The sequence below is a fragment of the Chimaeribacter californicus genome, assembly GCF_002858675.1.
Classification (GTDB): domain Bacteria; phylum Pseudomonadota; class Gammaproteobacteria; order Enterobacterales; family Enterobacteriaceae; genus Chimaeribacter; species Chimaeribacter californicus.
Map to the genome: position 1 here is coordinate 1 of NZ_PJZF01000007.1, position 26,822 is coordinate 26,822.

The following is a 26,822-nucleotide window of genomic DNA, read 5'->3' on the forward strand; positions in this document are numbered from 1 at the left end:
GTAAATGTCCGGCCGCTCATATAATCACCTCATTAGTTATGTCAGTTATAACCTCTGAGCGTGTCTAAATCTATTAAGCCACTACACAGACACGCTCCCAGCGTGGCTGTCCCTCTCGCGGAATTATTCGCCCCATCCATGGGGCTCACCCCTTCGGGGCCAACGCTTTGCGTTGTTCAAATTGGCTCCCGGCCAATTTGTCCTGCCCGCTCACCCGGCCCTGCGTCCTCGTCGGCAATAATTTAATGCCCCCACCTCCTCTGCAAATCCTTGGCTATGTAAGGAAAGAGTAGATAAGGACTTTGTTGTTATTGGCTCAGGCTTAAAATCGTTATCACATGAAAATGCAGAGTGGAAAGAGCACACATCACGCTTATAAAATCTCCCACCTACTATTTCCTCACATACTCATTGGTTTGCAGAGGGGGTGGGGGCGTAAAAATCATTGCCGAATGGAGCCGCAGGGCCGGGCGAACGGGCATGGATGCCCGTGAGAGTCGCAGCCACGCTGGGAGCGTGTCTGCGGCGGCCCGATTAGCCCGGAGGCGAAATGAGGGTCACCCGCGAGAGCGGGCAATGATTCAGCCAAACCACCCAAGGCGCGGGGATGCAAGGGGCGGGCGCTTACGCGCCCCTTGCGCGGTGGCGGCAGCGGGGCCGCTGAAAGACAACAGGCGTATGCCAACGCAACCTACCTCGATCCCCTTTAAGCCCAGCTACATAAGCGCATATGAACGACCGAAACAATCCACTTCACGCCCGGCAGCGGGGCCGCTGAAAGACAACAGGCGTATGCCAACGCAACAAACCTCGATCCCGCTTAAACTCGGCTGCATAAGCAGATATCAGCAACCGAAACAAGCCACTTCACGCCCGGTGGCGGCAGCGGAGCCGCAGAAAAAGCCTCCTGAATGCCAGGGCGACTAGCATCAATATCGCCAAAAATTCCGCGAAAACAACACAATAACCGGGAAAATCTCCAGACGCCCAAGCAGCATCGCCAGACACATCAGCCATTTGGCACCATCATTCAACGTGCCGAAGCCGGTGGCGGTGGCGCCGTAACCCAGCCCCATATTGTTGATACAGGCCGCCACGGTGGCAAACGCCGTCAGCATGTCATACCCCATACTGTTCAGAATCCAGGTCAGCACCACTGTGAAGAAAATATAAAGAATAAAGAACCCCCAGATTGACTTCACAATCCGGTCGTCAATCGGGCTGGTGCCCATCTTGATGGTCTTGATCTGGTTGGGCCGCAGGATCTGGTGAATCTCACCTTTACACTGCTGGTACAGCACGTAAATACGGAAAATCTTAATGCCGCCGCAGGTCGAGCCGATGCAGCCGCCAAAGAAGCTGGAGAGCATCAGCAGCATAATCACATGCTGCGGCCAGCTGCCGTAGTCGCTGGGGGCGAGGCCGTTATCGGTCATCACCGAGGAGGCCATAAAGAAGCCATGCACCAGTGACTCGCGCAGCGTGAAATGGTTGACGCGGTACAGCTCAAAACAGGTAATGCCAATCACCACCGCCGCCAGCCCGATAAAGAAACGGAATTCCGGGTTACGCAGAATCACCATCACGCTGCGCTTTTTCAACGCAAAAAAGTACAGGGTGAAACTCACCGCCGACAGCAGCGAAAACACCCCGGCGACCACTTCCACCGCGTCATTATTGTAGTAGCCCAGGCTGTCACCCCGGGTCGAGTAACCGCCCAATGACACCGTGGCAATACCGTGGCACAGCGCGTCAAACCAGCTCAGCCCCGCCACCCGGTAGGCCACGGTACAGAGCACCCCCAGCATCAGGTAGACAAACCAGAGGTTCTTCGCGCCGTCCGCCAGCCGTGGCGTCACGCGCTCCTCTTTCATCGGGCCGGGCATCTCCGACTGGTACATCTTCAGCCCACCAACGCCCAACAGCGGCAGAATAGCGATCGCCAGGATGATCACCCCCAGCCCACCGACAAAGTTCAGTTGCGCCCGGAAATAGTGGATCGAGCGCGGCAGCGCATCAATGTTGCTCAGCACCGAGCCGCCGGTGGTGGTGATGCCCGACACCCCCTCAAACACCGCATCCACCAGCCGGATGTGCATATCCTCATTCAGCAGCAGCGGCAGGGCGCTTATCAGCGAAAAAATCACCCACAACAGCAGGATCAGCAAAAAGCCGTTTTTCCGGTCGAGGTTATGCCGCGGGCTTTTCCGGGTGAGGAACGAGCCGATAAGCCCGGCACCCAGGCAGATAATCAGGGTATATAAAAAGGCAAAAATCTCGGCGCGTTCGCGGAAGTAGAGCGCAAACAGCAGCGGAATGGCCAGCGTCAGCCCGTAAAGGACAATCAGATAACTGCATAAATGAATGATGACCTTCGCCTGTGATGTGTTGACCATTTACTCTCTCATCTGTCTGACTTTTCGCAGGAAAGGATACCTGTCGCGCCGTAAAAAAGGTGTAAAAAAAAGGTTTCTGCACGTTTCCTGCACAGCCCCGCAACAAATTGATTACAGCGTAGCCTGATTTTCCCGGTTGCGGAGATCTGAATGGCGCACCCTACCGGGAATGTCAGCAAACGTAAAGCTGCCCGCCGCACAAGGGCGCGATAACCCCCATCATCTACCCTTAACTGACACCTTAACATGGAGATACCCCGATGCCGCTGCCGCGTGTTTCTGCTCTGTTTCTGAGTTGTTGTTTGTTGAATGTTGCCTCGCTGTCTGCCCTAGCGGCGGCCCCCAGGGTGACGGTATTGCAGGAGGGGTTGGATCACCCCTGGTCACTGGCATTCCTGCCGGACAACCAGGGGGCATTGATCACCGAGCGTGGCGGCCAGTTGCGCCGCTGGCAGGCGGGGAAAGGGCTGTCTGCCCCCATCGGCGGGGTGCCGCAGGTCTGGGCCCAGGGACAGGGCGGCCTGCTGGAGGTGCTGCCCGCGCCCGACTTCGCCACCAGCCGCCGCGTTTACCTGAGTTATGCGGAGCAGGGCAGCGGCGAAGAGGCAGACAAGGCCGGTACGGCGCTGGGGTATGGGCGGCTCTCGGATGACTTCACCCAGCTCACCGGTTTCCGGCGCATTTTCCAACAGCAGCCCAAACTCTCTACCGGTAACCACTTCGGCGGCAAGCTGGCGTTTGACCGGCAAGGCCACCTGTTCATGACGCTGGGAGAAAATAACCAGCGGCCGACCGCCCAGAAGCTTTCGCTGTTACAGGGGAAAATTGTGCGCCTGACGCCGGAAGGGCAGCCGGTGGCGGATAACCCGTTTGTCACCCGGCGCGATGCGCGGCCGGAAATCTGGTCTTATGGCCACCGGAACCCGCAGTCGCTGGCGCTTAACCCCTGGAGCGGCGTGATGTGGGAAACCGAGCACGGCCCGCGCGGCGGTGATGAGGTGAATATTCCGCAGGCGGGTAAAAATTATGGCTGGCCGCTGGCAACGCACGGCATCAACTACTCCGGCCTGCCGATCCCTGAAGCGAAAGGGGAAACCGCCCCCGGCACTGAACCCCCGTTGTACGCCTGGAAAAAATCGCCTGGTGTGAGCGGCATGGCTTTTTACAACGCCGATCGCTTCCCCGCCTGGCAACACTCCCTGTTTGTGGGGGCGCTGGCACAGGAGGAACTGATCCGGCTGACGCTGGACGGCGACAAGGTGGTCAATGAGGAGCGGCTGCTAAGCGACCGCAAAGAGCGCATCCGTGAGGTGCGGGTCGGGCCGGATGGCTACCTGTATCTGTTAACGGATGCAGAGAACGGGAAATTATTGCGGATAGGCGAACAATAAGCTTGAATAAAGGGCATATACAGGCATGCCCTTTATAACTTCATTGTCATGAGCGCTATTATACGAATGGATAATACCCATTAAAAATAAATTTATAGGGTGAAACACCACCCGGTGATTTTATTTTTCCGCATAATTAGCGTGATTCTGAAAGCCCAAATGCCATTCTCTTAATTAATGCATGTTGCGAAAATCATCATGATAAATAGGTAAGGACAGAAAGGCTGATATAAAGATATGTGTGACTGGTATGGCGTCAGGAACGTAATTGCGGATAGACCAGTAACTGCCAGCGCACCGGCACCGAGCCATAGTGTTGCCGGTGGTTAAGCTCCGGCAGGCGTTGCCCGCTGCCGACGGCAATCTCATCCCCGCACGAGGTGCAGCGATAAATACCCGGGTACACCACCGTGGCCCCGGGGTCGTAGATCACATCAAAAGCCGCAACACGGGACTGCTGCAAAAAGTTCTCATATTTGTAGAGCGCCATAACAGTGCCTCACATTAATATGTAGCAGGAGAAAAGGAATGTAAAAAATAGAGGAGGCGTTAAAACAAATAAACGGGTGCGACTACAAATTGTGACCCTCTTAACGTTTTTAATTTTCGAAAATAACGGGGATTATTAAGAAGGCGGGATTAATTATGCAAGAATATTACTGGCTGAAAATAATAACTAACAGGAAGTTGTACACGCGTAAAAAAATAGCACAGATATTTTACGGCGAAATTAATCAATACCGGAAATCGCGAAGGCGAAGAACGGCGCAAGAAAAAGCGGGGCCGGCCGGCGGAAAGGCGCATCCACCTGCGTCAGCCCCACAATAGCGCGTACAATTAATAGCAAACAACAAACAGCGACAGAAACCACCCCGGCAACGCCGCCCCCGGGAAACGGGGCGCATACCGTGCCACTGCCCGTCAGGCAGCGGCACCGCGCGCAGTCTGGGTGACTTTGCTGGCCCACAGGTCAGCGACCCATTTCACGCCTTTAGAGGTAAACAGCGCCTGCGAGAAGGCGTGGCTGTTTTCACCGGTGCCGGAGTGCATCTCAAAACGCCCGGCATCAATATGCTGCTGGTAAGGCGTCAGGGCACCGGCCAGGCGGTACATGATCTGGCGCTCCAGCAGGAACTGGCGGAAATCGGTCTCTTTAACCTTCAGCAGCTTGCACACCTGACGGAAGCCCAGCGTGCCCTCAACGGTGACATACCGGTCAAAAAAGTCTGCCTTCGGGGCGATGAGGGCGATCTGCTTTTCCATCGCCTGACGGCGCTCAAACTCTTCCGCCCAGGCACGTGCGGCCACCGCCGGGTTGGTAAAGTCCGGCAGATCGTGGGTCAGTTCACGCTCTTGCCAGCGGTCCAGCACCACCGAGGTAAAGGCCGGCGACAGGCGGGCCACCACCATCAGCGAATCACGCTTGTTCAACAGGTACTCCTGAAAAGTTTCCCCATCGCGCTCATAATCCGCGGTGCGCAAAGGCTGCGACACACGCTGGGCCGTCTCCAGGCTTTTGATCAGGCGCTTGACCTCGCCATGCGAGGTTCCGGTCAGTTCAGCCAGTTCCCGGCTGCTCATTGAGACCGTTTGATGAAGGGTTTCAAAACCCGCTGCGGATATCATCATCACTTTCACCACTCAATGTCAGAACGCTACGTCTCCCCACAGGAGTTCAATAAATATACAGCATACCTGTGGATATATCCAGTGTTTTCTTTGCGTAACTAACAGTGCGAAAAATAAGCAAATTTCCCGCAGCCCGCGTGGCACAAGGGGTGGCGGCCTGAAAAAAGTCTGGCTTGCGCTTGCCCGCCTCTGGAGCCGCCAGAGTGGCATAAGATGTGTATAAGCTGGGGGCATTGATAGTTACAACATACTTTTATGGCTGCCACCGTGGGAAATTCCGGCCACGGAGCCACCCACCGCCGGGCAGTAAACAGACGGGGAAAAGCGTGAATAATGCGCAGGAAAGAAGGGGAGCTTCTTGTAAACCTGTAAGCGTCCGGATGCAGGGAGACGCCCGGATTCAACGCAGGAGAAAAACTGCCCTTCCCTGGGCAGTGGGATCAGCGCGGCAACCGTTGTGCACGCAGCAACGCACAGGCGCTCAGCAGGCTTACCGCCATCAGGTAGTAGCTCGGGGCCAGCGGGGTACCGGTGGAGGTGATCAACAGCGTACAGATAAAGGGCGCAAAGCCGCCGAACACCGTTACCGCCACGTTATAGCTGATGGCCATGCCGCTGGCGCGGGTAGCGGCCGGGAAGAGATCGGCCATCAGTGACGGCACGGTGGCAAAGTAAACGGACTTCAGCAGCGCCATCCAGCCAATCAGCAGGCAGAGCGACAGCGGCGACAGGTTATGCGTCATCAGCCAGAAACCGGGCCAGACCGTGACCAGCAGCAGCAACAGCGATCCCCACATCAGCGGCAGGCGGCCGATGCGTTCGGCCCACAGCCCGATCAGCGGCGTCACCACCGTCAGGATGATCCCGGCAATCAGCGTGGCGCTGAAGGCCGCCTGACCAGGCAGGTGCAGGGTTTTGGTGGCATAGGTCGGCACATAGTTGAGCAGGTAGTTCACCGCCGTCGAGACCACCATCAGGCCGATGGCGATAAAGAAGCGGCCTTTCTGCTCACGCGCCAGCGTCTTAAGGGGGGAGGCGGTGCGCGGCGCTTCTGCCGGCGTCACCGGTTCATGCAGGTGGCGGCGGATGTAGAGCCCCACCGGGCCAATCAGCAAGCCAAAAGCGAACGGCACCCGCCAGCCCCACGCCTGAATCTGCGGCTCCGTCAGCCAGGCCGCCAGCCCCAGCCCGAACAGCGAGGCCAGCAGGGTGCTGGCCCCCTGCGTCGCAAATTGCCAGCTGGCGATAAACGCCCGCCGCTCCGGGAAGTGCTCAACCAGAAAAGCCGTCGAGCTGCCGAACTCGCCCCCGGCCGAAAAGCCCTGGATCAGCCGGGCCAGCAGCACCAGCAGCGGCGCGGCCAGCCCGATGCTCTGGTAAGACGGCATCACCACGATGATCAGCCCGCCCAGCATCATCAGGCTGATTGACAGCAGCAGGGACGCCTTGCGCCCGGCGCGATCCGCATAGGCACCCAGCACCACCGCACCGAGCGGGCGGATCAGGAAGGAGACGCCAAAACTGCCGAAGGCCAGCAGCAGCGACACAGCCGGATCGGCCGCCGGAAAAAACGCATGGGCGATGTAGGCGGCGAAAAAGCCGTAAACCGCGATGTCAAACCACTCCAGCGCATTGCCGATGCAGGTGGCAAACAGGGTTTTGTAGAGGCTGGGGCGCGCGGCGTGCAGCGTCAGGGTGGCGCTCATGGTGCCACCTCCTGTGTCAGGCTTAGGGGGTTGTCCGCCTCGCCCAGCGCCCACAGCAATTCGACCATGATCTGTAATCCTTCCCGCGCTACCGGTTTCAGCAGGTGTTCGTCAGCGGCGTGCTGGCCGCAGGCCGGGTAAGAGTGGGGGATCCACAGCGTCGGCAGGCCAAGGATCTCCGCGAAGACCTCATTCGGCAGTGAGCCGCCGAGGTTCGGCAGCAATGCCGGTTTTTTACCGCTGGCGTGCTGCATAATGCCGAGCGCCCACTCCACCAGCGGGTGGGCCGGGTCAAGCCGGGTAGCCGGGGTACCGCGAATCACCTCTACGGCCACATCCGGGAAACCGGCGGCGTCCAGGTGGGCGCGCAGGTGATGGGTTAACTGTGTCCAGTCGGTCTCGACCACAAACCGCAGTTGGCAAACCGCGGTGGCCTGCGCCGGGATGGCATTCATCGGCTGGTGCGGGTTGCCGGTCAGGAAACTGAGCACCTCCAGCGTATTCCAGCCAAACAGCCGCTCGGCGGGCGTCAGCCCCGGCTCACCCCAGTCAGCATCGATTGCCGGGTCGCCCGGCTGGCCGCCGGCCTCCAGTTCACGCAGGATCGCCCGCAGCGCCGGGGTCAGGGCGGGTGGCTTCAGCGCATCGACCTGCAACGCACCGCGCGCATCCACCAGCGCGGCGATGGCATTCGCCAGCCGGGTGCCGGGGTTGCTGAGCACGCCGCCCCAGTTGCCTGAGTGGTAGGCACGCTCGCGCGGCGTGACGCTCAGGCGGAAATTCACGCAGCCGCGGGAGCCGAGGAACAGCGTCGGGCGGTCGGCGCTCATGCGCGGCCCGTCGGCCGCGATAAACAGATCGGCGCGCAGCGCTTCCCGGTGGCTGCGGCAGATCGCCGCCAGCCCCGGCGAGCTGATCTCTTCGCCCATTTCAAACAGCAGCTTGCAGTTAAAGCCCAGTTTCCCGCCGCGGGCAGTGTAAACCTGCGCCAGCGCCGCCAGGTTTATGCTGTGCTGGCCTTTGTTGTCAGCCGTGCCGCGCCCATACCAGCGATCCCCTTCCTCCACCAGCGCCCAGGGGGTTAGGCCGTCACGCCAGCCCTCGGCGTCGCCGGTCACCACATCACCGTGGCCGTAGCAGAGCAGGGTCGGCAGCGCCGGGTCTTCGATGCGGGTGGCGATTAAAAACGGCCGGTTTGCCGCCTCCGGGTTGTCGAGCCATTGCAAAGAAAACCCCATCTCCGCCAGCGGCGGGGCGATTTCCTGGCTTAAATAGTCGGCCAGTACCGCGTCGCGGTCATCGCGCTGGCTTTCGGTGGCGTAGGCCACACGCCGGGCCAGGGTGTCGCGGAATGCACCGCTGTCGAACCAGGCCAGTGCCTGGGTTACTGCGTCTTGAGCTGTCATCATTTTCCCTGTCTGCGCGAGTTTTTATGAGGAGGCGTATTTTTTAGAAGATGTGTTATGCCTTTCCATCTAAACCAATCGCGAGGGTTGCCGCAATAATAATAATTGCAAGCGCACGTTGCTTTTATTATAAGGCTGGGGTGCCCACTTTTGAGGCATGCATCATCCTGGGGCAACCGTATGCACAGCACCGAAATCCGTTATTTTCTAGCCGTCGCCAATGGCGGTTCTCTGGCCGCAGCCAGCCAGCAGCTGTTTGTGGCGGTGTCGGCCATCAGCCGCCAGATCCAGCGGCTGGAGGCGAAGGTCGGCGCGCCGCTGTTTGAGCGCCATGCACGGGGGATGGTGTTAAATGATGCGGGGAAAATCCTGGAGAACCATGTGCGCAAAAGTATGCGTGACATGGAGTATGCGGTGGCGGAGATCCAGGGGTTGCGGGCGGTGCGCCGCACGTTGATCCGGGTTGCCTGCACGGACGGCATGGCGTTTGACCTGCTGCCCACTTTACTGACGCGTTTCCGGGCGCAGACACCCTCCGTGACGTTTCACCTGGTGGTCAGCCCGGCGGTGGAGGTGTCGGAAGCGTTGCGCAGCGGTGAGGCGGATGTGGCATTACAGTTTTGCCTGGCGCCGGAGCGCGGGGTGGAGGTGGTGGCCGCGTTCCCGGCCCCGGTGCTGCTGGTGATGCGGCCTGACCATCCGCTGGCGCAGGGGCCGGTGGATCTCGCCAGCCTGCACCCCTATCCGCTGGCATTGCCGGAGCCGGGCACTACCATCCGCCAGCTGTTTGATCTCTCCTGCCGGATGAGCGGCACCTTCCTGGAGCCGACGCTCAGCTGCAATAACTTCTCCGCGCTTTACCAGTTTATGCTTAATACGCCGCAGGCGATTAGCGTGTGCAGCCACTTCTCGGTACTGTTCCGCGCCCGGCAGGATGGCGTGCGGCTGCGGGATTTGCAGGTCGGCCAGCTCAGCCAGCGCACGTTACAGATCCAGACGCAGGCCGGCCTCCGCCAGCCTGCCGCCCTGAAGTTGTTTCTGGCGTTCCTGCAAGACGAAGTGAGCAGGGAGAGCGCGGCCTTCCGGCATGATTTCAGCCTGGCGTAAGGGTCAGCGCTGCCAGGCACGCACCTGCCAGCCGCGCCGGCTGGCCAGCGCATGCAATTCCGGCGTGGGGTTGATCACACTGGCGTGATCCACCCGCTCCAGCAGCGCCCGGTCATGAATTGAATCACTGTAGCCGTGCAGCGCCCGGAACGGCTCGCCGCCCCAGCCCGCCAGCCAGTGTTCGACCCGCTGTGCATGGTCATGGTGGGCGGTGGCCGGGTGGGGGGCGCCGGTAAAGCGATCGTCTTCTACCCCGGCGTCCGGGGCCAGCGCCTGGTGCGCCCCCAGCGTCCGCGCAATCGGGCTGACCAGATGGTTGCCGCTGGCTGACAGGATGATGATGTAGTCCCCACGCTCACGGTGCCAGAGCAGCTGGCGGCGGGCGTCCGGGTAGATGCGCGGCAGGATGTCCCGCTGGATGAAGCGATCCACCCAGCCGGACACAGTGCGGCAGCTCAGCCCGGCCAGTGGCGACAACGTCACCAGCCGGTAATCCTCCCCGGCCAGCGCCCCGCGCCGGGCTTTTTCCAGCAATACCGGTTGCTGGCGCACCAGCTCTGCCGGGGCAAAGCCCTGTGACACCAGCCAGCGCAGCCACAGGGTGGCACTGTCTTCACACAGCAATGTCTCGTCAAGATCGAACAGGGCTAAATCCATGGCGTGTCTCCGGGTCAGCATGGGCTTCTCACAGCGTAGCCGCCAGGCGCCGCTGCGTCAGGGAGTCTCAGGCTAAATCAGAAAAGTGACACCCAGACGACAGCGCCGGTTTATGCCTGCCCGTGCCAGCGGTTCCAGAGCTGGATCAGCAGCCAGGCGGCCACCACCCAACAGCCTACCGCCGCCAGCAGTGCCAGCGGCAGCCGCCATGTACCGACGAAAAACCAGAGCGACACCAGATAAACCAGATAGGGGATCACCGCCCAGATGCCGAAAATAATGGTGGTGCGCAGCGCCTCAATCGACCGTTCACTGCCGACAATGTAGTGGGCGATCAGCGCGAAGGTGGGGAACAGCGGCACCAGCCCGGCGATGTAGTAGTTTTTGGTCTTCGATAACATGCCGATCAGCACCACCACCAGCGCCCCGATGGCAGCCTTCAGAAACAAGCCCATAACGTGTTCAATTCCTAAGCAAAAGAGCCACACCATGCCGCAGCAGGGCGGCCGGGTCAATCCTCCGTGGTGACGGCCCCGCCGCACGGCGTAAAAACAAACGGGTCTAAGCCAGAACACAGGGTTATTAGCGGCAATCGCCGTGGCGGTGCTAGCGTGGAGCCTTGCCTGCCGCCCCGGCAGCCCTGACCGCAGGAGCCTGAGATGACCCGAAGCCCACCCGCCCGCCGCCTGCCGCTGCTTGATTTTGCCCAGTTCACCCAGGGCCGGGCCTCGCGCAGCGCCTTTTTACAGCAGCTGCGCCATGCCGCCCGCGACGTCGGGTTCTTTTACCTCAGCGGCCATGGCGTTGACCCGGCGCTGCTTGCGCGGGTACAGCAGCTGGCGCGGGACTTTTTTGCCCTGCCGGACGCGGAAAAACAGGCGGTGAGCATGCTGCATTCGCCGCACTTCCGGGGCTATAACCGCGCTGCCGCCGAACTCACGCGCGGCGAGGCAGACTGGCGCGAGCAGTTTGACATCGGGGCTGAGCGCCCGGCGCTGCCGCTGACCGCGGAAAGCCCCGCCTGGGCGCGGCTGCAGGGGCCGAACCAGTGGCCTGCGGCGCTGCCGGCGCTGAAACCGGCGCTGCTCGCCTGGCAACAGGCGATGACGCAGATGGCACTGCGCCTGCTGCGTGCCTTTGCCGAGGCGCTGCAACTGCCGCCGGACGCCTTTGATTCCCTGTATGGTGACCTGCCGAATGAGCATATTAAGCTTATCCGCTACCCCGGCCGGGACAACACCGGCAGCAGCCAGGGTGTCGGCGCGCACAAAGATTCCGGGTTCCTGAGCTTCCTGTTACAAGACAGCCAGCGCGGCTTGCAGGTGGAGGCCGCACCGGGCCACTGGATTGACGCAGCCCCGGTTGAGGGCACCTTTGTGGTGAATATCGGTGAGTTGCTGGAACTGGCCACCAACGGTTTCCTGCGTGCCACCGTGCACCGGGTTGAAACACCGCCCGCGCGCCATGACCGCCTCTCGCTGGCGTTTTTCCTGGGGGCGCGGCTCGATTCGGTGGTGCCGGTTTACCCTTTGCCGCCGCACCTTGCCGCGCAGGCGCACGGCCCGGCCAGCGACCCGCTGAACCCGCTGTTGCGTGACGTCGGCTGGAATTACCTGAAAGGGCGGCTGCGCTCGCACCCGGATGTGGCGGCACGCCATTATGAAACCGGGGCCGGCGGGCAGATCAGGGCGCGCCGGGGATAAGATCGCGGAAATTTCCGTTAAGAAACGTGCGGAGGATGAAAACTTTACATAGAGAAGGTTTATCAGCGGGTAAAAAAAATGCTAGGTTTGCACCACAGGTACAACACGATCTGATTGAAAGAGTAAGTCTTTTCAATTGTCTGAATGGAAACGCTGATCCGCTGATGAACAATTCTCTCCTCGTCTCTCTGCGCGCCGTTACCGGCGTCAGTACTGCGGTGCTATGGCTTGCCGCCGCCCCCGCGGGGGCCGCTGATGCCCCGGTCGCCCCGCAAATCAATGCCAAGGCCTATGTGCTGATGGATTACAACAGCGGCAAGATCCTGGCGCAGTCTAACCCTGATACCCGGCTTGACCCGGCCAGCCTGACCAAAATCATGTCCAGTTACGTGATCGGCCAGTCGATCAAAGCGAAAAAAATCACCCCGGATGACATGGTCACCGTGGGCAAAGATGCCTGGGCCACCGGCAACCCGGCGCTGCGCGGGTCGTCGCTGATGTTCCTGAAGCCGGGCGACCGCGTGCCGGTCTCTGAGCTGAACAAAGGGATTGTGATCCAGTCCGGCAACGATGCCAGCATCGCGCTGGCGGACTACGTGGCCGGCAGCCAGGACGCGTTTGTGCGGCTGATGAATACCTATTCGCAGGCGCTGGGGCTACAGAATACCCACTTCCTGACGGTACACGGCCTGGATGCGGAGGGGCAGTACAGCACCGCCCGTGATATGGCGCTGATCACCCAGGCGATGATCCGTGACACGCCGGACGAGTACGCCCTGCACAAAGAGAAAGAGTTCACCTTTAACCGCATCCGCCAGGTGAACCGCAACCGCCTGTTGTGGAGCACCAACCTGAATGTGGATGGGGTGAAAACCGGTTACACCTCCGGCGCCGGGTATAACCTGGTGTCGTCCGCCACCGACAACGGCATGCGGCTGATTTCCGTGGTGCTGGGCGCGCCAAGTGACAGCATCCGCTTTAATGAGAGCCAGACGCTGCTGACCTGGGGCTTCCGCTTCTATGAAACCGCGACGCCAATTAAAGCGGACGCGCCGTTCGTCAGCCAGCGGGTCTGGTTTGGGGATGCCAGCGAGGTGGCGCTGGGCGTGGCGAAGGACGCTGCCATTACCATTCCGCGCGGTGAGATGAAAAACCTCAAGGCCAGCTTTAAACTTAACCAGCCGCAACTGGAAGCGCCGCTGGCGAAAAACCAGGTGGTCGGCACCATCAATTTTGAGCTGAACGGCAAGGTCGTGGAGCAACGGCCGCTGGTGGCACTGACCGAAGTCAAAGAAGGGGGCTTTATCAGCCGCCTGTGGGACCGGGTGATGATGCAACTGAGCAGCTGGTTTGGCGGCTGGTTCGGGGACAAAGACAAGGCCTGATGGCCGGAATAAAAAAAGAGCGCCGCGGCGCTCTTTTTTGTTGCCTGTTTTTTGTCTCAGCGCTTAGCCGAACAGGCTGTAAAGGATGGCGGAGATCGCTACCAGCCCCATCAGCACCACAAACAGGTTGCTGGCGGCACCGCTGTATTTGCGCATCGCCGGCACTTTCTGGATCGCATACATCGGCATCAGGAACAGCAACATGGCGATCACCGGGCCGCCCAGAGTTTCAATCATCCCGAGGATGCTGGGGTTCAGAGTGGCGACAATCCAGGTGGTCACCAGCATAAACAGCGCGGTCACGCGGTTCAGTTGGCTCACCGGCACGGTTTTGCCCCGGCTGCGCAATGATTTGATCATCAGCCCGTTGAAGCCTTCCCGCGCGCCGAGGTAGTGGCCGAGGAACGATTTGGTAATGGCGACAAAAGCGATGAACGGTGCCAGGTACTCAATCATCGGGTTGTGGAAGTGGTTCGCCAGGTAGGAGAGGATCGAGATGTTCTGCGCCTTGGCGGCCATCAGATCGGCAGGCGAGAGGCTCAGCACGCAGCTGAAGACAAAGAACATCACCGTGGCCACCATCATCAGGTGGCTGCGCGCCAGGATGGAAGCGCATTTGCGTTCGGCCCCTTCGCCATATTCGTTGCGTTTGGCGACGGCAAAGGCGGAGATGATCGGCGAGTGGTTAAAAGCAAATACCATCACCGGGATCGCCAGCCACAGGGTCATCAACAGGCCGTTACTGCCCTCGGCCGCCGAGAAGCTGACGTTCTGGAACAGCGCGGTGCTCCAGTTGGGGATCAGGTACAGGGCCAGCAGCATCAGGATCGCGACAAACGGGAACACCAGGATGCTCATCGCCCGCACGATGAACTGTTCGCCAAAGCGCACAATGGTCATCAGCCCCACGATCAGAATCAGCGCCAGCAGCGCGCGCGGCGGGGCGGTCATCTGCAACTGGTGGGTGATGAAGCTCTCTACGGTGTTGGTGATTGCCACACTGTAAACCAGCAAAATCGGGTAGATGGCAAAGAAATAGAGCAGGGTGATGAGCTTACCGGCCCCGGTGCCGAAATGTTCTTCCACCACTTCGGTGATGTCTTCGCCGGGGTTTTTACCGGAGAGCACAAACCGGCACAGGCCGCGGTGGGCGTAGTAGGTCATCGGGAAGGCCAGCAGCGCCATGATAACTAACGGGATCAGGCCGCCGACCCCGGCGTTGATCGGCAGAAACAGCACACCGGCCCCGATGGCGGTGCCGTACAGGCCGAGCATCCACATAGTGTCAGTTTTGCGCCAGCCCGCCCCGCTGTCGGCAGGGGAAATGATCGTACCCGTTTGTGTAGTGTCCATAGTGCCTCCGCGTGAACACGTTAAGAGAAAGCCGGCTCCCCGGCATCAGCCCGCCCGCAGGCGAGGCTGGTTAAAAAATATTCTTTTGTCAACCGGCGGTTTTGCCCATTTTTGTCCGGCATGATGCCGTCATCACCCGACAGAGACAAGAGTCAGTCCCTCAATGCGATATTTTCTCCTGATATTATCTCTCTCAGGGAATCAGAGCGCGCCACAATAGCGATCCCTGGTGAAAACGTCCGTGATCGTTCTCGCAAATGCACCATAAGAGGTTTCTTAGCTTGCTTTGGTGAAATATTGTGCTGCCAGACTGCTTTTTGAACAAAATAAGCGGCTGCCACGGTATCGGGCAGCAGCATAGCGAACAACGCAATCGTTTGCTACCGCGGGCCAGGCTACCTGAGCGTGTTTGCCGCGATTTTAAGCAGCCTGGTAAAAAAGGGGGGCTCAGCTCAGCAGGGTGATCTTTTGCGTGTGGAAATAGCGTAAAAACGCTGCGTCGGGCGGGCGGTTGGTAATGATGGTGTCAAACAGCGTCAGGTCGCCGATGCGGGCGGGTTTGACCTGGCCGAACTTGGTGTGGTCACACACCAGGATGCGCTGGCCGGCCCCGCTCAGGGCGCGGTGTTTCATCTCAATTTCGTCAAAATTAAAGCAGCTGGCCCCGTGCTCCAGGTGGATGCCGGCGGCGGAGATAAACGCCTTGTTGGGGCAGATGTTGTCCAGCAGGTTATGGCCCGCCAGCGGGGTGAAAATGTAGCTGTCCGGCCGGAATTCGCCCCCGCATAACACCACTTTGCACAGCGGTTTATCCTGCAATGCCAGAAAGGTATTGAGCGAATAACAGACCGCGGTAAAGGGCAGGTCTTCATCAATGGCATCGATGATATAGGGAATGGTGGTGCCGCAATCAAAAAACAGCGTGTCATTGGCGCTGACGCGTTGTGCGGCCAGCGCGCCGACGCGGCGCTTCTCCTCCACCTGCCGGGCCTGCTGGTCAGAGACAAAATAGTTGGTGACGTTGTTGGTTTTCGGGTCGATCACCACATAGCCCCCCAACAGCACCACGCTGGCAGGCTGGGCGCTGAGATCGCGCCGGATGGTCATCTCAGAGACGCCGAGCAGCATGGCCGCCTCTTTCAGGTGAATTTTATCGGCCCGCTTCAGGGCCTGAACCAGCCGTTGTATCCGTTCTTCGCGTCGTGTTTCCATTCCTGACCTCAAGTCTGTTGCAAGGCTTCCATACTAGCCTCTGATGAAAAAAAACGTGAGGGGGTACGCAGAAAAAAGACCTGCGAACAGGCCTTTTGTGCGATCCGGAGCGTCAGGCACTCAATGCCGCGTCCAGCCTTTGCGGATCGGCACCGCAAAGCAGAAACGGTAGAGGCGCGCCAACTGGGGGGAGAGGAAAGGGCCGAAGAGATTCCAGACCAGCTGTGCAAACAAACAGCCGACGCCGCCCACCAGGAAACCGCCCACCATGTCCAGCGGCCAGTGAACCCCCAGGTAGACGCGCGACCAGGCAATCCCGGTGGCGATCACCATCAGCACCAGACCGGACCAGACGCGGTGCCAGCAGAGGAACGCCAGGGCAAAGGTGAAAATGGCGGTGCCGTGGTCGCTGGGGAAAGAGTCATCCGGCGCGTGGTGCAGGAAGGTGTAGCCAAACCCTTCAACGAACGGGCGCGCATGGGGAAACAGCATCGAGATGCTGGTGGTGGATGCCATGGCAAAACAGAGCGCAATCAGCGCCTTGCAGGCCAGTTCCCGCTGCTGGTCGATAGTGTCCGGCCGCCCCCAGAGCCACAGGCCGACAATCAGCAGCGGCACAATGGCGATCAGATCGCGGGCCAGAAAGGTGGCAAACGCCAGCAACCAGGCCGGGGAGTCCGGCGTGGCGTTAATCCAGCTGAACAGCTGGTGGTTAAGTTGTTCCATCAGGTTTTCCTTACTCGATATCGGCGGTAACTGTCGCTCCACCCAAACACAGCCAATTGGCCAACCCACACCCACCACCCGGCCCACAGGTTATGGGTGAAAAAATGCGCCCCGCGCATCACTTGTCCGTAGCCCATCACCAGCCCCAGCACGATGCCCGCCAGCCAGCAGGCCCAGGCGAGCTGCCGCCGCTGCGGGTAAAACAGGAAAAACAGTGCCATCACGCAAAACCCGCTGGAGGCGTGGCCGCCGGGGAAACAGCGCCCCGGCCCGGCATTCAGCGGCACCGCACCCAGCAGGGGGTAACCCTGTGCCTGCCCGCCAAAGGCCTGTAAATCCCAGGGGCAGGAGTGGGCGCTGGTGGCTTTGAGCACCCCGACCACCAGCGGCCCCACCGCAAACAGCAACATCACCAGCACCACCCGCGGTTCACGCCGTATTACACCCCACAGCAGGCCGCACACCGCACCGGCAATGATCGCCTGCTTCAGTAACCGGTGGTTTATCAGATTCAGCCAGTAGTTCTCCTGCAACGGAAAATGGCCGCTGAGCGGGTCAAACCACGGCTGGCTGAGGCTCAGGTCAAACTGTTCATGGCGTGACAGCCAGAAAAACAGCAACCCACTGATCAACAGGCCAAAAACCTGTGAACAGTAAAAGCGGCGGCTGAGGGAGTAAAGCGGGAAAATCTTAATCGCAGGGGCTGTTGAGGCACGATTGAGGTCAGCAGCACGGGGCAGGGAAAATTTCACGACAACATCCGGTGACATTAATGTGTCATCAGACGGTAACCAAATTGGCTTAAGAGAACCTTAAGCGGGGCGACAGCAAACGGCAGGCAAGAAAAAACCCGGTAGTCTTGAACCTGTAATCAGGCGGGACTATCGGGCTCTCCAAAGTGGGGACATCAAAGAAAAGCAGTGGCATTAAGTCAGACTGTATGGCCTGAAATAAGTTCTCAGGGTGCCGTTATTTTTTAAAAAAAATATTGCAATTTTAAAAGCTGTTTATTCATCAGGGTATTACATCAGGTGCCGGGCCAGATAATCACAATCAGCGTACCGGCCAGCGTCAGCAGCACGTTGGCGATGGCATAGGTGCCCGCATAGCCCAGCGCCGGGATATTACTGCGCGCGGTGTCGCTGATGATCTCCATGGCCGGGGCGCAGGTGCGCGCACCCATCAGCGCGCCGAACAGCAGCGCACGGTTCATGCGCAGCACATACGCGCCGAACAGAAAGCACAACACCACCGGTACCAGGCTCACCACCAGCCCGGCCAGCAGCATCTGGCCGCCGACCATGCCCAGACCATGGGTAATGCCGCTGCCGGCGCTGAGGCCCACACCGGCCATAAACACCATCAGGCCGAACTCTTTCACCATGTTCAGCGCCCCTTGCGGGATATAGCCGAACGTCGGGTGGTTGGCGCGCAAAAAGCCCAGCAGAATGCCGGCAAACAGCAGCCCGGCCGCATTGCCGATGCCGAAAGAGAAGTTTTTAAACTGGAAGGTGATCATGCCGATCATCAGGCCGATGATAAAGAAAGCGCAGAACGCCAGCAGATCGGTCACCTGGCTGTGAATCGAGATAAAGCCAATCCGTTCCGCCACGCTTTTCACCCGGCGCGCGTCGCCGCTGACCTGCAACACGTCGCCTTTGTTCAGCACCGTGCTGTCATCAATCGGCATCTCAATCTGGCTACGGATCACCCGGTTAAGGAAACAGCCGTGGTCGGTGAGCTGGATCTGGCTCAGCCGCTTGCCCACCGCATTATTGTTCTTCACCACGATCTCTTCCGTCACGATGCGCATGTCGAGCAGGTCACGGTCAAACACCTCTTTGCCGTTACGGAAGCTCGGGTCGAGGCGTGCGTGGGCGTCCGGGTAGCCCACCAGCGCAATCTCGTCGCCCACCTGCAATACGGCGTCACCGTCCGGCGTGGCCAGAATGCCGTTGCGGCGGATGCGTTCAATGTAACAGCCGGTCTGGCGGTAAATGCCCAGCTCACGCAGGTTTTTGCCGTCCGCCCAGGCCACCAGCTCCTGGCCGACGCGGTAAGCGCGGATCACCGGCAGGTAGACCTTACGCTGGCTGTCAGTGTCCAGCCCGCGTTCGCGGGCGATCTGCTGGGCGCTGGTGGGCAGGTCCTGATGCTGGAGTTTCGGCAGGTAGCGTGCGCCGAAGATCAGGCTCACCAGCCCGATCAGGTACGTCAGGGCGTAGCCGAGGCTGAGGTTATTTTGCGCCACGGCCAGCTGCGGGCCGCTGCCGAGCGTGTTGCGCAGGGTATCGCCTGCGCCCACCAGCACCGGGGTTGAGGTCATGGAGCCGGCCAGCATCCCCGCCGTCAGGCCGATGTCCCAGCCAAACAGCCGCCCCAGCCCTAAGGCGATCAGCATCGCGCTGAACACCATCACCAGCGCCAGCATTAAATAATTTTTACCATCGCGGAAAAAGATCGAGAAAAAGTTCGGCCCGGCTTCCACCCCAACACAAAAAATAAACAGCATAAAGCCGAGGCTCAGCGCTTCGGTATTGATGGCGAAATGCTGCTGCCCCAGGATCAGGGAAACCACTAATACGCCGATGGAATTTCCCAGCTGTACCGAACCAAGCCGCAGCTTGCCCAGACATAAACCGAGCGCAAGAACCACAAAGAGTAACAGGACATAATTCCCGTTTAACAAATTAGAGACGTTTATGTTCACGTGGGTTAACTTATTGTTTACCAACAAATTCTTGATATGAGTGGGTTATCGATATAAATTCAGCAGCATTATATTTGAAGCGGGCAGCAAAAGCGTCAGGGGATGTTTTCCTTCCATGAGAACGCGATGATGCGCGACATTTTAGCGTTAAGCCCGCCTTTCAGCCAGATAAAAGCCGGTAAAAACCGGCCCTTCAGCGGTTTTATCTTGTGGCATCGCCACGTCATTCATACAGGGAAAGTTCACTACGCACTTCATGCCGGCAGGAGAGGCCCATCACGGCAGCACGGGCACCACCGGCGGAAGTTCAGGTCATTTATGGAGGATGCAGTATGACGCATGTCCAGGGCAAATATGGCACAGCACTCTGCTGCCTGCTGTTTCTGACCATTTTCATCATGTTGAAAACAGAGCTGATTGTGGTGCGCAATTTCGCGCCCGGCCCGGAGTATGGCTTGCTGTTGTTTATGTTACCGGGCATGGTGACGACGTCGCTGGTGAAGCAGAGCGGCCTGTTTGCCGCCTTTTTTGGTGCCGTGCTGGCGATTCCGCTCTGCTACCTGATCCGGGTGCTCTATTTTGTCAGGGTACGCCCGCTGTGGCAGGAGATGGCCTACGCGGCCAGCGCCATTTTCTGGTGTGTGCTGGGGGCCCTGATTTTTATGCTGATACAGGGTCTGTGGCAGCACTGGCATCGCCGCAGGGCGCGCTGAGGCGGGAAAAAGCCATGAAAAAAGGCGCTCAGTGAGCGCCTTTTTGCTGCATAAAAGCCGGGGAACGATTACTGGAACAGGGCCAGGTTCTCTTTCGCGTAAGCTTCGAAGTCTGTGCAGCCGCCGATGTGTTTCTGATCAAGGAAGATCTGCGGCACGGTTTCAACCGGTTTGCCCACGGTCTTCTCCAGGTCGGCTTTGGTAATGCCTTCCGCGTGGATGTCGATATAGCGGAAGTTGAAATCATCACGTTCTTCGGTGAGTTTTTCAGCCAGCTCTTTAGCACGGACACAATACGGACAGCCCGGACGCCCAAAAATAACTGCAAACATGGAAACTCCTTGGTTAACGTGCCTGTAAAGGACTTGAGAATAAACCATCACTCATGTGCCGGGCTGCGCAGCCTGAAAATGAAACAGGGTGGCGTTGCATAAAAAGTGTTACCCGACGCATGACATTTTGTTGTTGGCGCTACTATGCCGGTCGCGCGCCCGAAACAAAAGCAGGAATTACCTGTTAATCTGATTAATTCTGCCTATCGGACGCGGCAACGGCGGGGCCGGTGCCTACAGGGAGCCTGTTGTGAAAATTGCCATTCTCTCCCGCGATGCCACGCTCTATTCCAGCCGTCGCCTGCACGATGCGGCCGTGAGCCGCGGGCATGAGGCGGAGATTATTGACCCGCTGTCATGCACTCTCAATATCAACCCGGCCGCGCCGGGCCTGCTTTATCAGGGGCGGGCGCTCAGCGGCTACCAGGCGGTTATCCCGCGGGTCGGCCCGGCCATCACCCCCTATGGTCTGACGGTGCTGCGCCAGTTTGAAATGCTGGGCACCTTTGCGCTTAACACCGCCGCGGCGATAGCCCGCGCACGGGACAAACTGCATACTTTGCAGCTGCTGGCCCGGCAGGGCATCGGGCTGCCGGTTACCGGTTTTGCCCATTCACCGGACGATACCGATGACTTGATCGCGTTAGTCGGCGGGGCGCCGCTGGTGGTTAAATTGGTGGAGGGCTCTCAGGGGATCGGCGTGGTGCTGGCCGACACCCGGCAGGCGGCGCAAAGCATGATTGAGGCCTTTCGTGGCCTGAATGTGCCGGTTCTGGTGCAGGAGTATATCCGGGAGGCGCAGGGGTGTGACATCCGCTGCCTGGTGATTGGCCGCAAGGTGGTGGCCGCGATGGCACGGCAGGCGCGGCCCGGTGATTTCCGCTCTAACCTGCACCGCGGCGGTACCGCAAGCCCGGTCACCCTCAGCGCCGCAGAGCGCACGATGGCGGTGAAAGCCGCCGCCACGCTGGGGCTGGAGGTGGCCGGGGTAGACATCCTGCGGGCGGAGCGCGGCCCGCTGGTGATAGAGGTGAACGCCTCGCCGGGGCTGGAAGGCATTGAGGCCACCACCGGCCTCGACATCGCCGGCATGATGATCGCCCGGATTGAGCAGCGCACCCGGCGCGGCCACCGGCTGAAAACCGGCGGTTAAATCTGAAACCCATTGTCCGCGATGTGATTGTGCATAGCGTTGCGGCGGATTATTCCGTAAGCTATGCCCCTTTTCCCATCTCCGTAACCCGTGAGGCAGACTAATTATGGATTCACTCACCATCCCCGATCTGGCGCAACTGCGCCGCTGGCTGGATCAATTGGGGATATCGTTCTTTGAGTGCGATTCCTGTCAGGCTCTCCATCTGCCGCATATGCAGAATTTTGATGGCGTTTTCGATGCCAAGATCGATTTGGTGGATAACGTGATTTTGTTCTCAGCGTTGGCAGAAGTGAAGCCGACCGCACTGATCCCTCTGTTCGCTGACCTGAGCCAGATTAACGCCAGCTCGCTGTCAGCCAAGGCATTTATTGATATTCAGGATGACAACCTGCCGAAGTTGATTGTGTGCCAGTCGCTGAGCGTGATGGTGGGCGTGACGCTGGAGCAGTTCAGCAGCTTTATGCAGCAGAGCGAAGAGCAGATCTCCATGATCATCCTGGAAGCCCGTGCCAATGACCTGCTGTTTTTAGGCGAAGAGGATGACAACGCGCCGCCGGTTGAGATCCTCCACCGCCTGCACTGATCCCGCCCGCCACCCTTTTGCCGCTCCTGCGGCGGCAAATCTTCCCGCCCCCCGCTTTTTTACTGGTTTATTCTGCGTTTTACCCTTTACTGCCAGATATTTCTCGCCGTTTATCGCGTACCCGGCGTATCACATAGACAAAAAATGCATAAAAATTCGATAAAAGGCGTTTTTTACGCTGGGCTATGGTGTGCTGCGGCAACAGCGGTTATGCTTCAGGTTCTGTGTAGGGCCTGCGATACCCCTGAAAAACCAAGCGGTTAATCCCGTGATGGGCATCCCCCTGCCGCATGCATGGCTATGCAAGGGCAGGGGCGGCAACGGCGCTAAGTCAGGAAAGGTGTTGTATCTCCGTGAGATACACGTTTATTTCGTTGATTCACCCTGTTCTGGAAGGAGTTACGGATGGTTATCCCGCGTAAAAACTGGTTATCAGGCCTGGTTGCCGGCCTGCTGATGGCGGCCTCCGTTACCGCTGTGGCGGAAGAGAAGACGCTGCATGTGTACAACTGGTCTGACTATATCGCGCCCGACACCTTAGCCAATTTCCAGAAAGAGACCGGCATTAAGGTGGTGTATGACGTCTTTGACTCCAACGAAGTGCTGGAAGGCAAACTCATGGCCGGCAGCACCGGCTTTGACCTGGTAGTGCCGTCAGCCAGTTTCCTGGAGCGCCAGCTGGGCGCGGGCGTGTTCCAGCCGCTCGACAAGAGCAAGCTGCCGAACTACAAAAACCTCGACCCTGAACTGCTGAAGCTGGTGGCGAAGCACGACCCAGGCAACAAATACGCCATCCCGTACCTGTGGGCCACCACCGGCATCGGCTACAACGTCGATAAGGTCAAAGCCGCGCTGGGCAAAGATGCGCCGGTCAACAGCTGGGATCTGGTGCTGAAGCCGGAAAACCTTGAGAAGCTGAAGGGCTGCGGCGTCTCCTTCCTGGACGCGCCGGAGGAGATTTTCGCCACGGTGCTCAACTACCTCGGCAAAGACCCGAACAGCAGCGCTGCCTCAGATTACAGCGGCCCGGCCACCGATCTGCTGCTGAAACTGCGGCCGAATATCCGCTACTTCCACTCCTCGCAATACATCAACGATCTGGCGAACGGCGACATCTGCGTCGCGGTCGGCTGGGCAGGGGATGTGATGCAGGCGGCCAACCGGGCCAAAGAGGCGAAAAACGGCGTGAATGTGGCGTACAGCATTCCGAAAGAGGGCGCGCTGGCCTTCTTTGACGTCTTCGCCATGCCGACTGACGCCAAAAATAAAGAGGAAGCCTACCAGTTCCTCAACTACCTGATGAAGCCGGACGTGATGGCCAACATCAGTAACACCGTCTACTACGCCAGCGGCAACCTGGCTGCCACCCCGCTGGTCAACGCTGACGTGCGCAACAACCCCGGCATCTACCCGCCGGCGGACGTGCGCGCCAAGATGTTTACCCTGAAGGTGCAGGAACCGAAGATTGACCGCGTACGTACCCGCGCCTGGACCCGGGTCAAGAGCGGTAAATAAACCGCCCCCGCGTGCCCCGTGTGCCGGGGCATTGGCCTCCCGACCCTGATCCGACAGGCGGTTTCACGACCGCCTGTTATTCTTATTATTGACAGCGATAATAAACAGCGCTGCATACACAGCATGCAGCATTGACCCGCTTTTGCCGGAGAGCACACTGAGTGAATGACGCGATTCCCCGCCCTCAGCCCAAATCCCAGAAGGTTGTGACCCCACTGCTGGAGATCCGTAACCTGACCAAATCGTTCGACGGCCAGATCGCCGTGGATGATGTCAGCCTGACGATTTACAAGGGTGAGATTTTTGCCCTGCTTGGCGCATCCGGTTGCGGCAAGTCTACGCTGCTGCGGATGCTGGCCGGTTTTGAGGCGCCGACCCACGGCCAGATCGTGCTGGACGGCCAGGATTTGTCGCATGTGCCGCCCTACCAGCGGCCAATCAACATGATGTTCCAGTCTTACGCGCTGTTCCCGCACATGACGGTGGAGCAGAACATCGCCTTCGGCCTGAAGCAGGACAAGCTGCCCGGTGCCGACATCAAAGCGCGCGTGGCCGAAATGCTGACGCTGGTGCACATGGAAGAGTACGCCAAACGCAAGCCGCACCAGCTCTCCGGCGGCCAGCGCCAGCGTGTCGCGCTGGCCCGCAGCCTGGCGAAACGGCCGAAACTGCTGCTGCTCGACGAGCCGATGGGCGCGCTCGACAAAAAACTGCGTGACCGGATGCAGCTGGAAGTGGTGGACATCCTGGAGCGCGTCGGCGCGACCTGCGTGATGGTCACCCATGACCAGGAAGAGGCGATGACCATGGCCGGGCGGATCGCCATCATGAACCGCGGCAAATTTGTGCAGATTGGCGAGCCGGAGGAGATCTACGAGCACCCCAACACCCGCTTCAGCGCCGAGTTCATCGGCTCGGTCAACGTGTTTGAGGGCGTGTTGCAGGAGCGGCGTGATGATGCGCTGGTGATCGCCAGCCCCGGCCTGATCCACCCGTTGCAGGTGGACCCGGATGCCTCGGTGGTGGACGGCGTGCCGGTGTTTGTGGCGCTGCGCCCGGAGAAAATCGGCCTGTGTGACGAGGTGCCGGCCAACGGCTGCAACTTCGCAGTGGGGGAGGTGGTGAACATCGCCTACCTGGGTGACCTGTCGATTTACCATGTGCGGCTGCACAGCGGCCAGATGATCACCGCCCAGCTGCAAAACGATCACCGCTACCGCAAAGGCATGCCCACCTGGGGCGATGAAGTGCGCCTCTGCTGGGACGCGGACAGCTGTGTTGTGCTGACGGCCTGATCAGGAGAGAGCCATGACCCTGTTAACCGAACGCCCCCCGGCCGCCCCGGCGCGGCCGCTGAAAACCTGGTTTGCCCGCCAGAAGATGCGCCACGGCCGCAAGCTGGTGATCGCGCTGCCGTTTATCTGGCTGCTGCTGCTGTTCCTGTTGCCGTTCCTGATTGTGTTCAAAATCAGCCTGGCTGACATGGCGCGCGCCATCCCGCCCTATACCGATCTGGTGAGCTGGGCGGACGGCACGCTGAACATTGCGCTGAACCTCAATAACTACCTGTCGCTGACGGACGATCCGCTCTACATCGACGCCTACCTCCAGTCGCTGCGCGTGGCGGCGGTCTCGACCCTCTGCTGTCTGGTGATTGGCTACCCGCTCGCCTGGGCGGTGGCACACAGTAAGCCCTCCACCCGCAACATTTTGCTGCTGCTGGTGATCCTGCCGTCATGGACGTCGTTTTTGATCCGCGTCTACGCCTGGATGGGCATCCTGAAAAATAACGGCGTGCTGAACAATGTGCTGATGTGGGCCGGGGTGATCGACCAGCCGCTGGTGATCCTGCACACTAACCTCGCGGTCTATATCGGCGTGGTGTACTCCTACCTGCCGTTTATGGTGTTGCCGATCTACACCGCGCTGTCACGCATCGACTACTCGCTGGTGGAGGCGTCACTGGATCTCGGCGCCCGGCCGCTGAAAACCTTCTTCCGGGTGATTGTGCCGCTGACCAAAGGCGGGATCATCGCCGGCTCAATGCTGGTGTTTATCCCGGCGGTGGGGGAATACGTGATCCCGGAACTGCTCGGCGGGCCGGACAGCATCATGATTGGCCGCGTACTGTGGCAGGAGTTCTTCAATAACCGCGACTGGCCGGTGGCCTCGTCGGTGGCGATTGTGATGTTGCTGCTGCTGATTGTGCCGATCCTCTGGTTCCACAAACATCAGAACAAAAGCCTGGGAGACGGGGAATGAGTAACTTACCGGTAGTGCGTTCACCGTGGCGCATCCTGATCCTGGTGCTGGCCTTCACCTTCCTCTATGCGCCGATGCTGATGCTGGTGGTCTACTCGTTCAATAGCTCGAAGCTGGTGACGGTGTGGGCCGGCTGGTCGGTGCGCTGGTATGGGCAGCTGTTCCACGACACCGCGATGATGAGCGCCGTGGGCCTCAGCCTGACCATCGCCGCCTGCGCGGCCACGGCGGCGGTTGCCCTCGGCACGCTGGCGGCGGTGGTGATGGTGCGCTTCGGCCGTTTCCGCGGCGCGACCGGCTTTGCCTTTATGCTGACTGCGCCGCTGGTAATGCCGGACGTAATCACCGGGCTGTCGCTGCTGCTGCTGTTCGTGGCGCTTGGCCACGCCATCGGCTGGCCACAGGAGCGCGGCATGTTCACCATTTTCCTGGCGCACGTCACCTTCTGTACCGCCTATGTGGCGGTGGTGATCGGCTCCCGGTTGCGGGAGCTGGACCGCTCCATCGAAGAGGCGGCAATGGATCTGGGGGCGACGCCGCTCAAAGTCTTTTTCGTGATCACCGTGCCGATGATCGCCCCGGCGATTATTTCCGGCTGGCTGCTGGCCTTTACCCTGTCGCTGGATGACCTGGTGATCGCCAGCTTTGTTTCCGGGCCGGGGGCGACCACACTGCCGATGCTGGTGTTCTCCAGCGTGCGCCTGGGGGTGAACCCGGAGATCAACGCGCTGGCGTCACTGATCCTGCTGGTGGTGGGGGTGATTGGCCTGATTGCCTGGTGGTTCATGGCCCGCGCAGAAAAGCAGCGGGTACGCGATTTACAACGGGCGGCGCGTGGCTGATTTATCCTAAAGCTGTTACGCTTTTCTTGCCGACGCCG

General features: G+C 59.7%; 24 protein-coding genes. 11 read left to right on the plus strand and 13 right to left on the minus strand.

Annotated features, from left to right (window positions below; translation table 11 throughout):
* Window positions 1-929: 929 nt before the first annotated feature.
* Window positions 930-2,396, minus strand: coding sequence for a TrkH family potassium uptake protein (locus CYR55_RS09840; protein WP_101815973.1), 1,467 nt, complete (start codon window positions 2,394-2,396; stop codon window positions 930-932).
* Window positions 2,397-2,656: 260 nt separating this feature from the next.
* Here CYR55_RS09840 and CYR55_RS09845 point away from each other — a divergent pair, with 260 nt between their 5' ends.
* Window positions 2,657-3,787 (plus strand): PQQ-dependent sugar dehydrogenase, encoded by a 1,131-nt coding sequence (locus CYR55_RS09845; protein ID WP_101815974.1) that lies wholly within the window; start codon window positions 2,657-2,659, stop codon window positions 3,785-3,787.
* Between the two features lie 256 nt (window positions 3,788-4,043).
* On the opposite strand, the gene CYR55_RS09850 is transcribed toward CYR55_RS09845, so the two are convergent.
* From CYR55_RS09850 to CYR55_RS09865, 4 genes are all read right to left on the minus strand, one after another.
* A complete protein-coding gene (locus tag CYR55_RS09850; RefSeq protein ID WP_101815975.1) occupies window positions 4,044-4,277 on the minus strand; it encodes a hypothetical protein in 234 nt (77 codons plus the stop codon).
* A gap of 431 nt (window positions 4,278-4,708) precedes the next feature.
* Complete coding sequence (locus CYR55_RS09855) at window positions 4,709-5,416, minus strand: phage antirepressor KilAC domain-containing protein (RefSeq protein WP_101816148.1); 708 nt, start codon at window positions 5,414-5,416, stop codon at window positions 4,709-4,711.
* 440 nt (window positions 5,417-5,856) lie between these two features.
* A complete protein-coding gene (locus tag CYR55_RS09860) occupies window positions 5,857-7,122 on the minus strand; it encodes an MFS transporter (RefSeq protein WP_101815976.1) in 1,266 nt (421 codons plus the stop codon).
* Window positions 7,119-8,528, minus strand: a complete 1,410-nt coding sequence (locus tag CYR55_RS09865) for a M20 family metallopeptidase (RefSeq protein WP_101815977.1) — start codon at window positions 8,526-8,528, stop codon at window positions 7,119-7,121. The genes CYR55_RS09860 and CYR55_RS09865 overlap by 4 nt, the downstream gene beginning before the upstream one ends.
* A gap of 180 nt (window positions 8,529-8,708) precedes the next feature.
* On the opposite strand from CYR55_RS09865, the gene CYR55_RS09870 reads away from it, so the two are divergent.
* Window positions 8,709-9,635 (plus strand): LysR family transcriptional regulator, encoded by a 927-nt coding sequence (locus CYR55_RS09870; protein ID WP_101815978.1) that lies wholly within the window; start codon window positions 8,709-8,711, stop codon window positions 9,633-9,635.
* A 3-nt stretch (window positions 9,636-9,638) separates the two neighbouring features.
* Here CYR55_RS09870 and CYR55_RS09875 read toward each other — a convergent pair whose 3' ends face one another.
* The gene (locus CYR55_RS09875) at window positions 9,639-10,292 is read right to left on the minus strand and encodes an HAD family hydrolase (RefSeq protein ID WP_101815979.1); all 654 of its coding nucleotides are present in this window, start codon (window positions 10,290-10,292) and stop codon (window positions 9,639-9,641) included.
* A gap of 110 nt (window positions 10,293-10,402) precedes the next feature.
* Window positions 10,403-10,747 (minus strand): GlpM family protein, encoded by a 345-nt coding sequence (locus CYR55_RS09880; protein ID WP_101815980.1) that lies wholly within the window; start codon window positions 10,745-10,747, stop codon window positions 10,403-10,405.
* Between the two features lie 204 nt (window positions 10,748-10,951).
* On the opposite strand from CYR55_RS09880, the gene CYR55_RS09885 reads away from it, so the two are divergent.
* Both CYR55_RS09885 and CYR55_RS09890 read left to right on the plus strand, forming a co-directional pair.
* On the plus strand, window positions 10,952-11,995 hold the full coding sequence (locus CYR55_RS09885) for an isopenicillin N synthase family dioxygenase (RefSeq protein WP_101815981.1): 1,044 nt from the start codon (window positions 10,952-10,954) through the stop codon (window positions 11,993-11,995).
* Between the two features lie 164 nt (window positions 11,996-12,159).
* Window positions 12,160-13,380, plus strand: a complete 1,221-nt coding sequence (locus CYR55_RS09890; RefSeq protein WP_101815982.1) for a serine hydrolase — start codon at window positions 12,160-12,162, stop codon at window positions 13,378-13,380.
* Window positions 13,381-13,443: 63 nt separating this feature from the next.
* Here CYR55_RS09890 and CYR55_RS09895 read toward each other — a convergent pair whose 3' ends face one another.
* The 5 genes from CYR55_RS09895 to CYR55_RS09915 all read right to left on the minus strand — a co-directional run bounded on the left by CYR55_RS09895 (window position 13,444) and on the right by CYR55_RS09915 (window position 19,381).
* Complete coding sequence (locus tag CYR55_RS09895) at window positions 13,444-14,733, minus strand: HAAAP family serine/threonine permease (protein WP_101815983.1); 1,290 nt, start codon at window positions 14,731-14,733, stop codon at window positions 13,444-13,446.
* 447 nt (window positions 14,734-15,180) lie between these two features.
* On the minus strand, window positions 15,181-15,945 hold the full coding sequence (gene deoR / locus CYR55_RS09900; RefSeq protein WP_101815984.1) for a DNA-binding transcriptional repressor DeoR: 765 nt from the start codon (window positions 15,943-15,945) through the stop codon (window positions 15,181-15,183).
* 120 nt (window positions 15,946-16,065) lie between these two features.
* A complete protein-coding gene (ybjG, locus tag CYR55_RS09905) occupies window positions 16,066-16,671 on the minus strand; it encodes an undecaprenyl-diphosphate phosphatase (protein WP_101815985.1) in 606 nt (201 codons plus the stop codon).
* Entirely contained in the window at window positions 16,671-17,441 is a 771-nt protein-coding gene (locus CYR55_RS09910; RefSeq protein WP_101815986.1) for a phosphatase PAP2 family protein, read from the minus strand. The genes ybjG and CYR55_RS09910 overlap by 1 nt, the downstream gene beginning before the upstream one ends.
* A gap of 257 nt (window positions 17,442-17,698) precedes the next feature.
* Window positions 17,699-19,381, minus strand: coding sequence for an aspartate:alanine antiporter (locus CYR55_RS09915; RefSeq protein WP_101816149.1), 1,683 nt, complete (start codon window positions 19,379-19,381; stop codon window positions 17,699-17,701).
* Window positions 19,382-19,713: 332 nt separating this feature from the next.
* On the opposite strand from CYR55_RS09915, the gene ybjM reads away from it, so the two are divergent.
* On the plus strand, window positions 19,714-20,094 hold the full coding sequence (gene ybjM, locus CYR55_RS09920) for an inner membrane protein YbjM (protein WP_101815987.1): 381 nt from the start codon (window positions 19,714-19,716) through the stop codon (window positions 20,092-20,094).
* A 68-nt stretch (window positions 20,095-20,162) separates the two neighbouring features.
* On the opposite strand, the gene CYR55_RS09925 is transcribed toward ybjM, so the two are convergent.
* Window positions 20,163-20,426, minus strand: a complete 264-nt coding sequence (locus CYR55_RS09925) for a GrxA family glutaredoxin (protein ID WP_101815988.1) — start codon at window positions 20,424-20,426, stop codon at window positions 20,163-20,165.
* Between the two features lie 250 nt (window positions 20,427-20,676).
* Here CYR55_RS09925 and rimK point away from each other — a divergent pair, with 250 nt between their 5' ends.
* From rimK to potI, 6 genes are all read left to right on the plus strand, one after another.
* Window positions 20,677-21,579, plus strand: a complete 903-nt coding sequence (rimK, locus tag CYR55_RS09930; protein ID WP_101815989.1) for a 30S ribosomal protein S6--L-glutamate ligase — start codon at window positions 20,677-20,679, stop codon at window positions 21,577-21,579.
* A gap of 106 nt (window positions 21,580-21,685) precedes the next feature.
* Complete coding sequence (locus CYR55_RS09935) at window positions 21,686-22,165, plus strand: YbjN domain-containing protein (RefSeq protein ID WP_101815990.1); 480 nt, start codon at window positions 21,686-21,688, stop codon at window positions 22,163-22,165.
* Between the two features lie 405 nt (window positions 22,166-22,570).
* Window positions 22,571-23,680 (plus strand): spermidine/putrescine ABC transporter substrate-binding protein PotF, encoded by a 1,110-nt coding sequence (gene potF / locus CYR55_RS09940; RefSeq protein WP_101815991.1) that lies wholly within the window; start codon window positions 22,571-22,573, stop codon window positions 23,678-23,680.
* Window positions 23,681-23,841: 161 nt separating this feature from the next.
* Complete coding sequence (gene potG / locus CYR55_RS09945) at window positions 23,842-24,975, plus strand: putrescine ABC transporter ATP-binding subunit PotG (protein ID WP_101815992.1); 1,134 nt, start codon at window positions 23,842-23,844, stop codon at window positions 24,973-24,975.
* Window positions 24,976-24,988: 13 nt separating this feature from the next.
* Window positions 24,989-25,942 (plus strand): putrescine ABC transporter permease PotH, encoded by a 954-nt coding sequence (potH, locus tag CYR55_RS09950; protein WP_101815993.1) that lies wholly within the window; start codon window positions 24,989-24,991, stop codon window positions 25,940-25,942.
* On the plus strand, window positions 25,939-26,784 hold the full coding sequence (gene potI, locus CYR55_RS09955; protein ID WP_101815994.1) for a putrescine ABC transporter permease PotI: 846 nt from the start codon (window positions 25,939-25,941) through the stop codon (window positions 26,782-26,784). The genes potH and potI overlap by 4 nt, the downstream gene beginning before the upstream one ends.
* The last annotated feature ends 38 nt before the right edge of the window (window positions 26,785-26,822 follow it).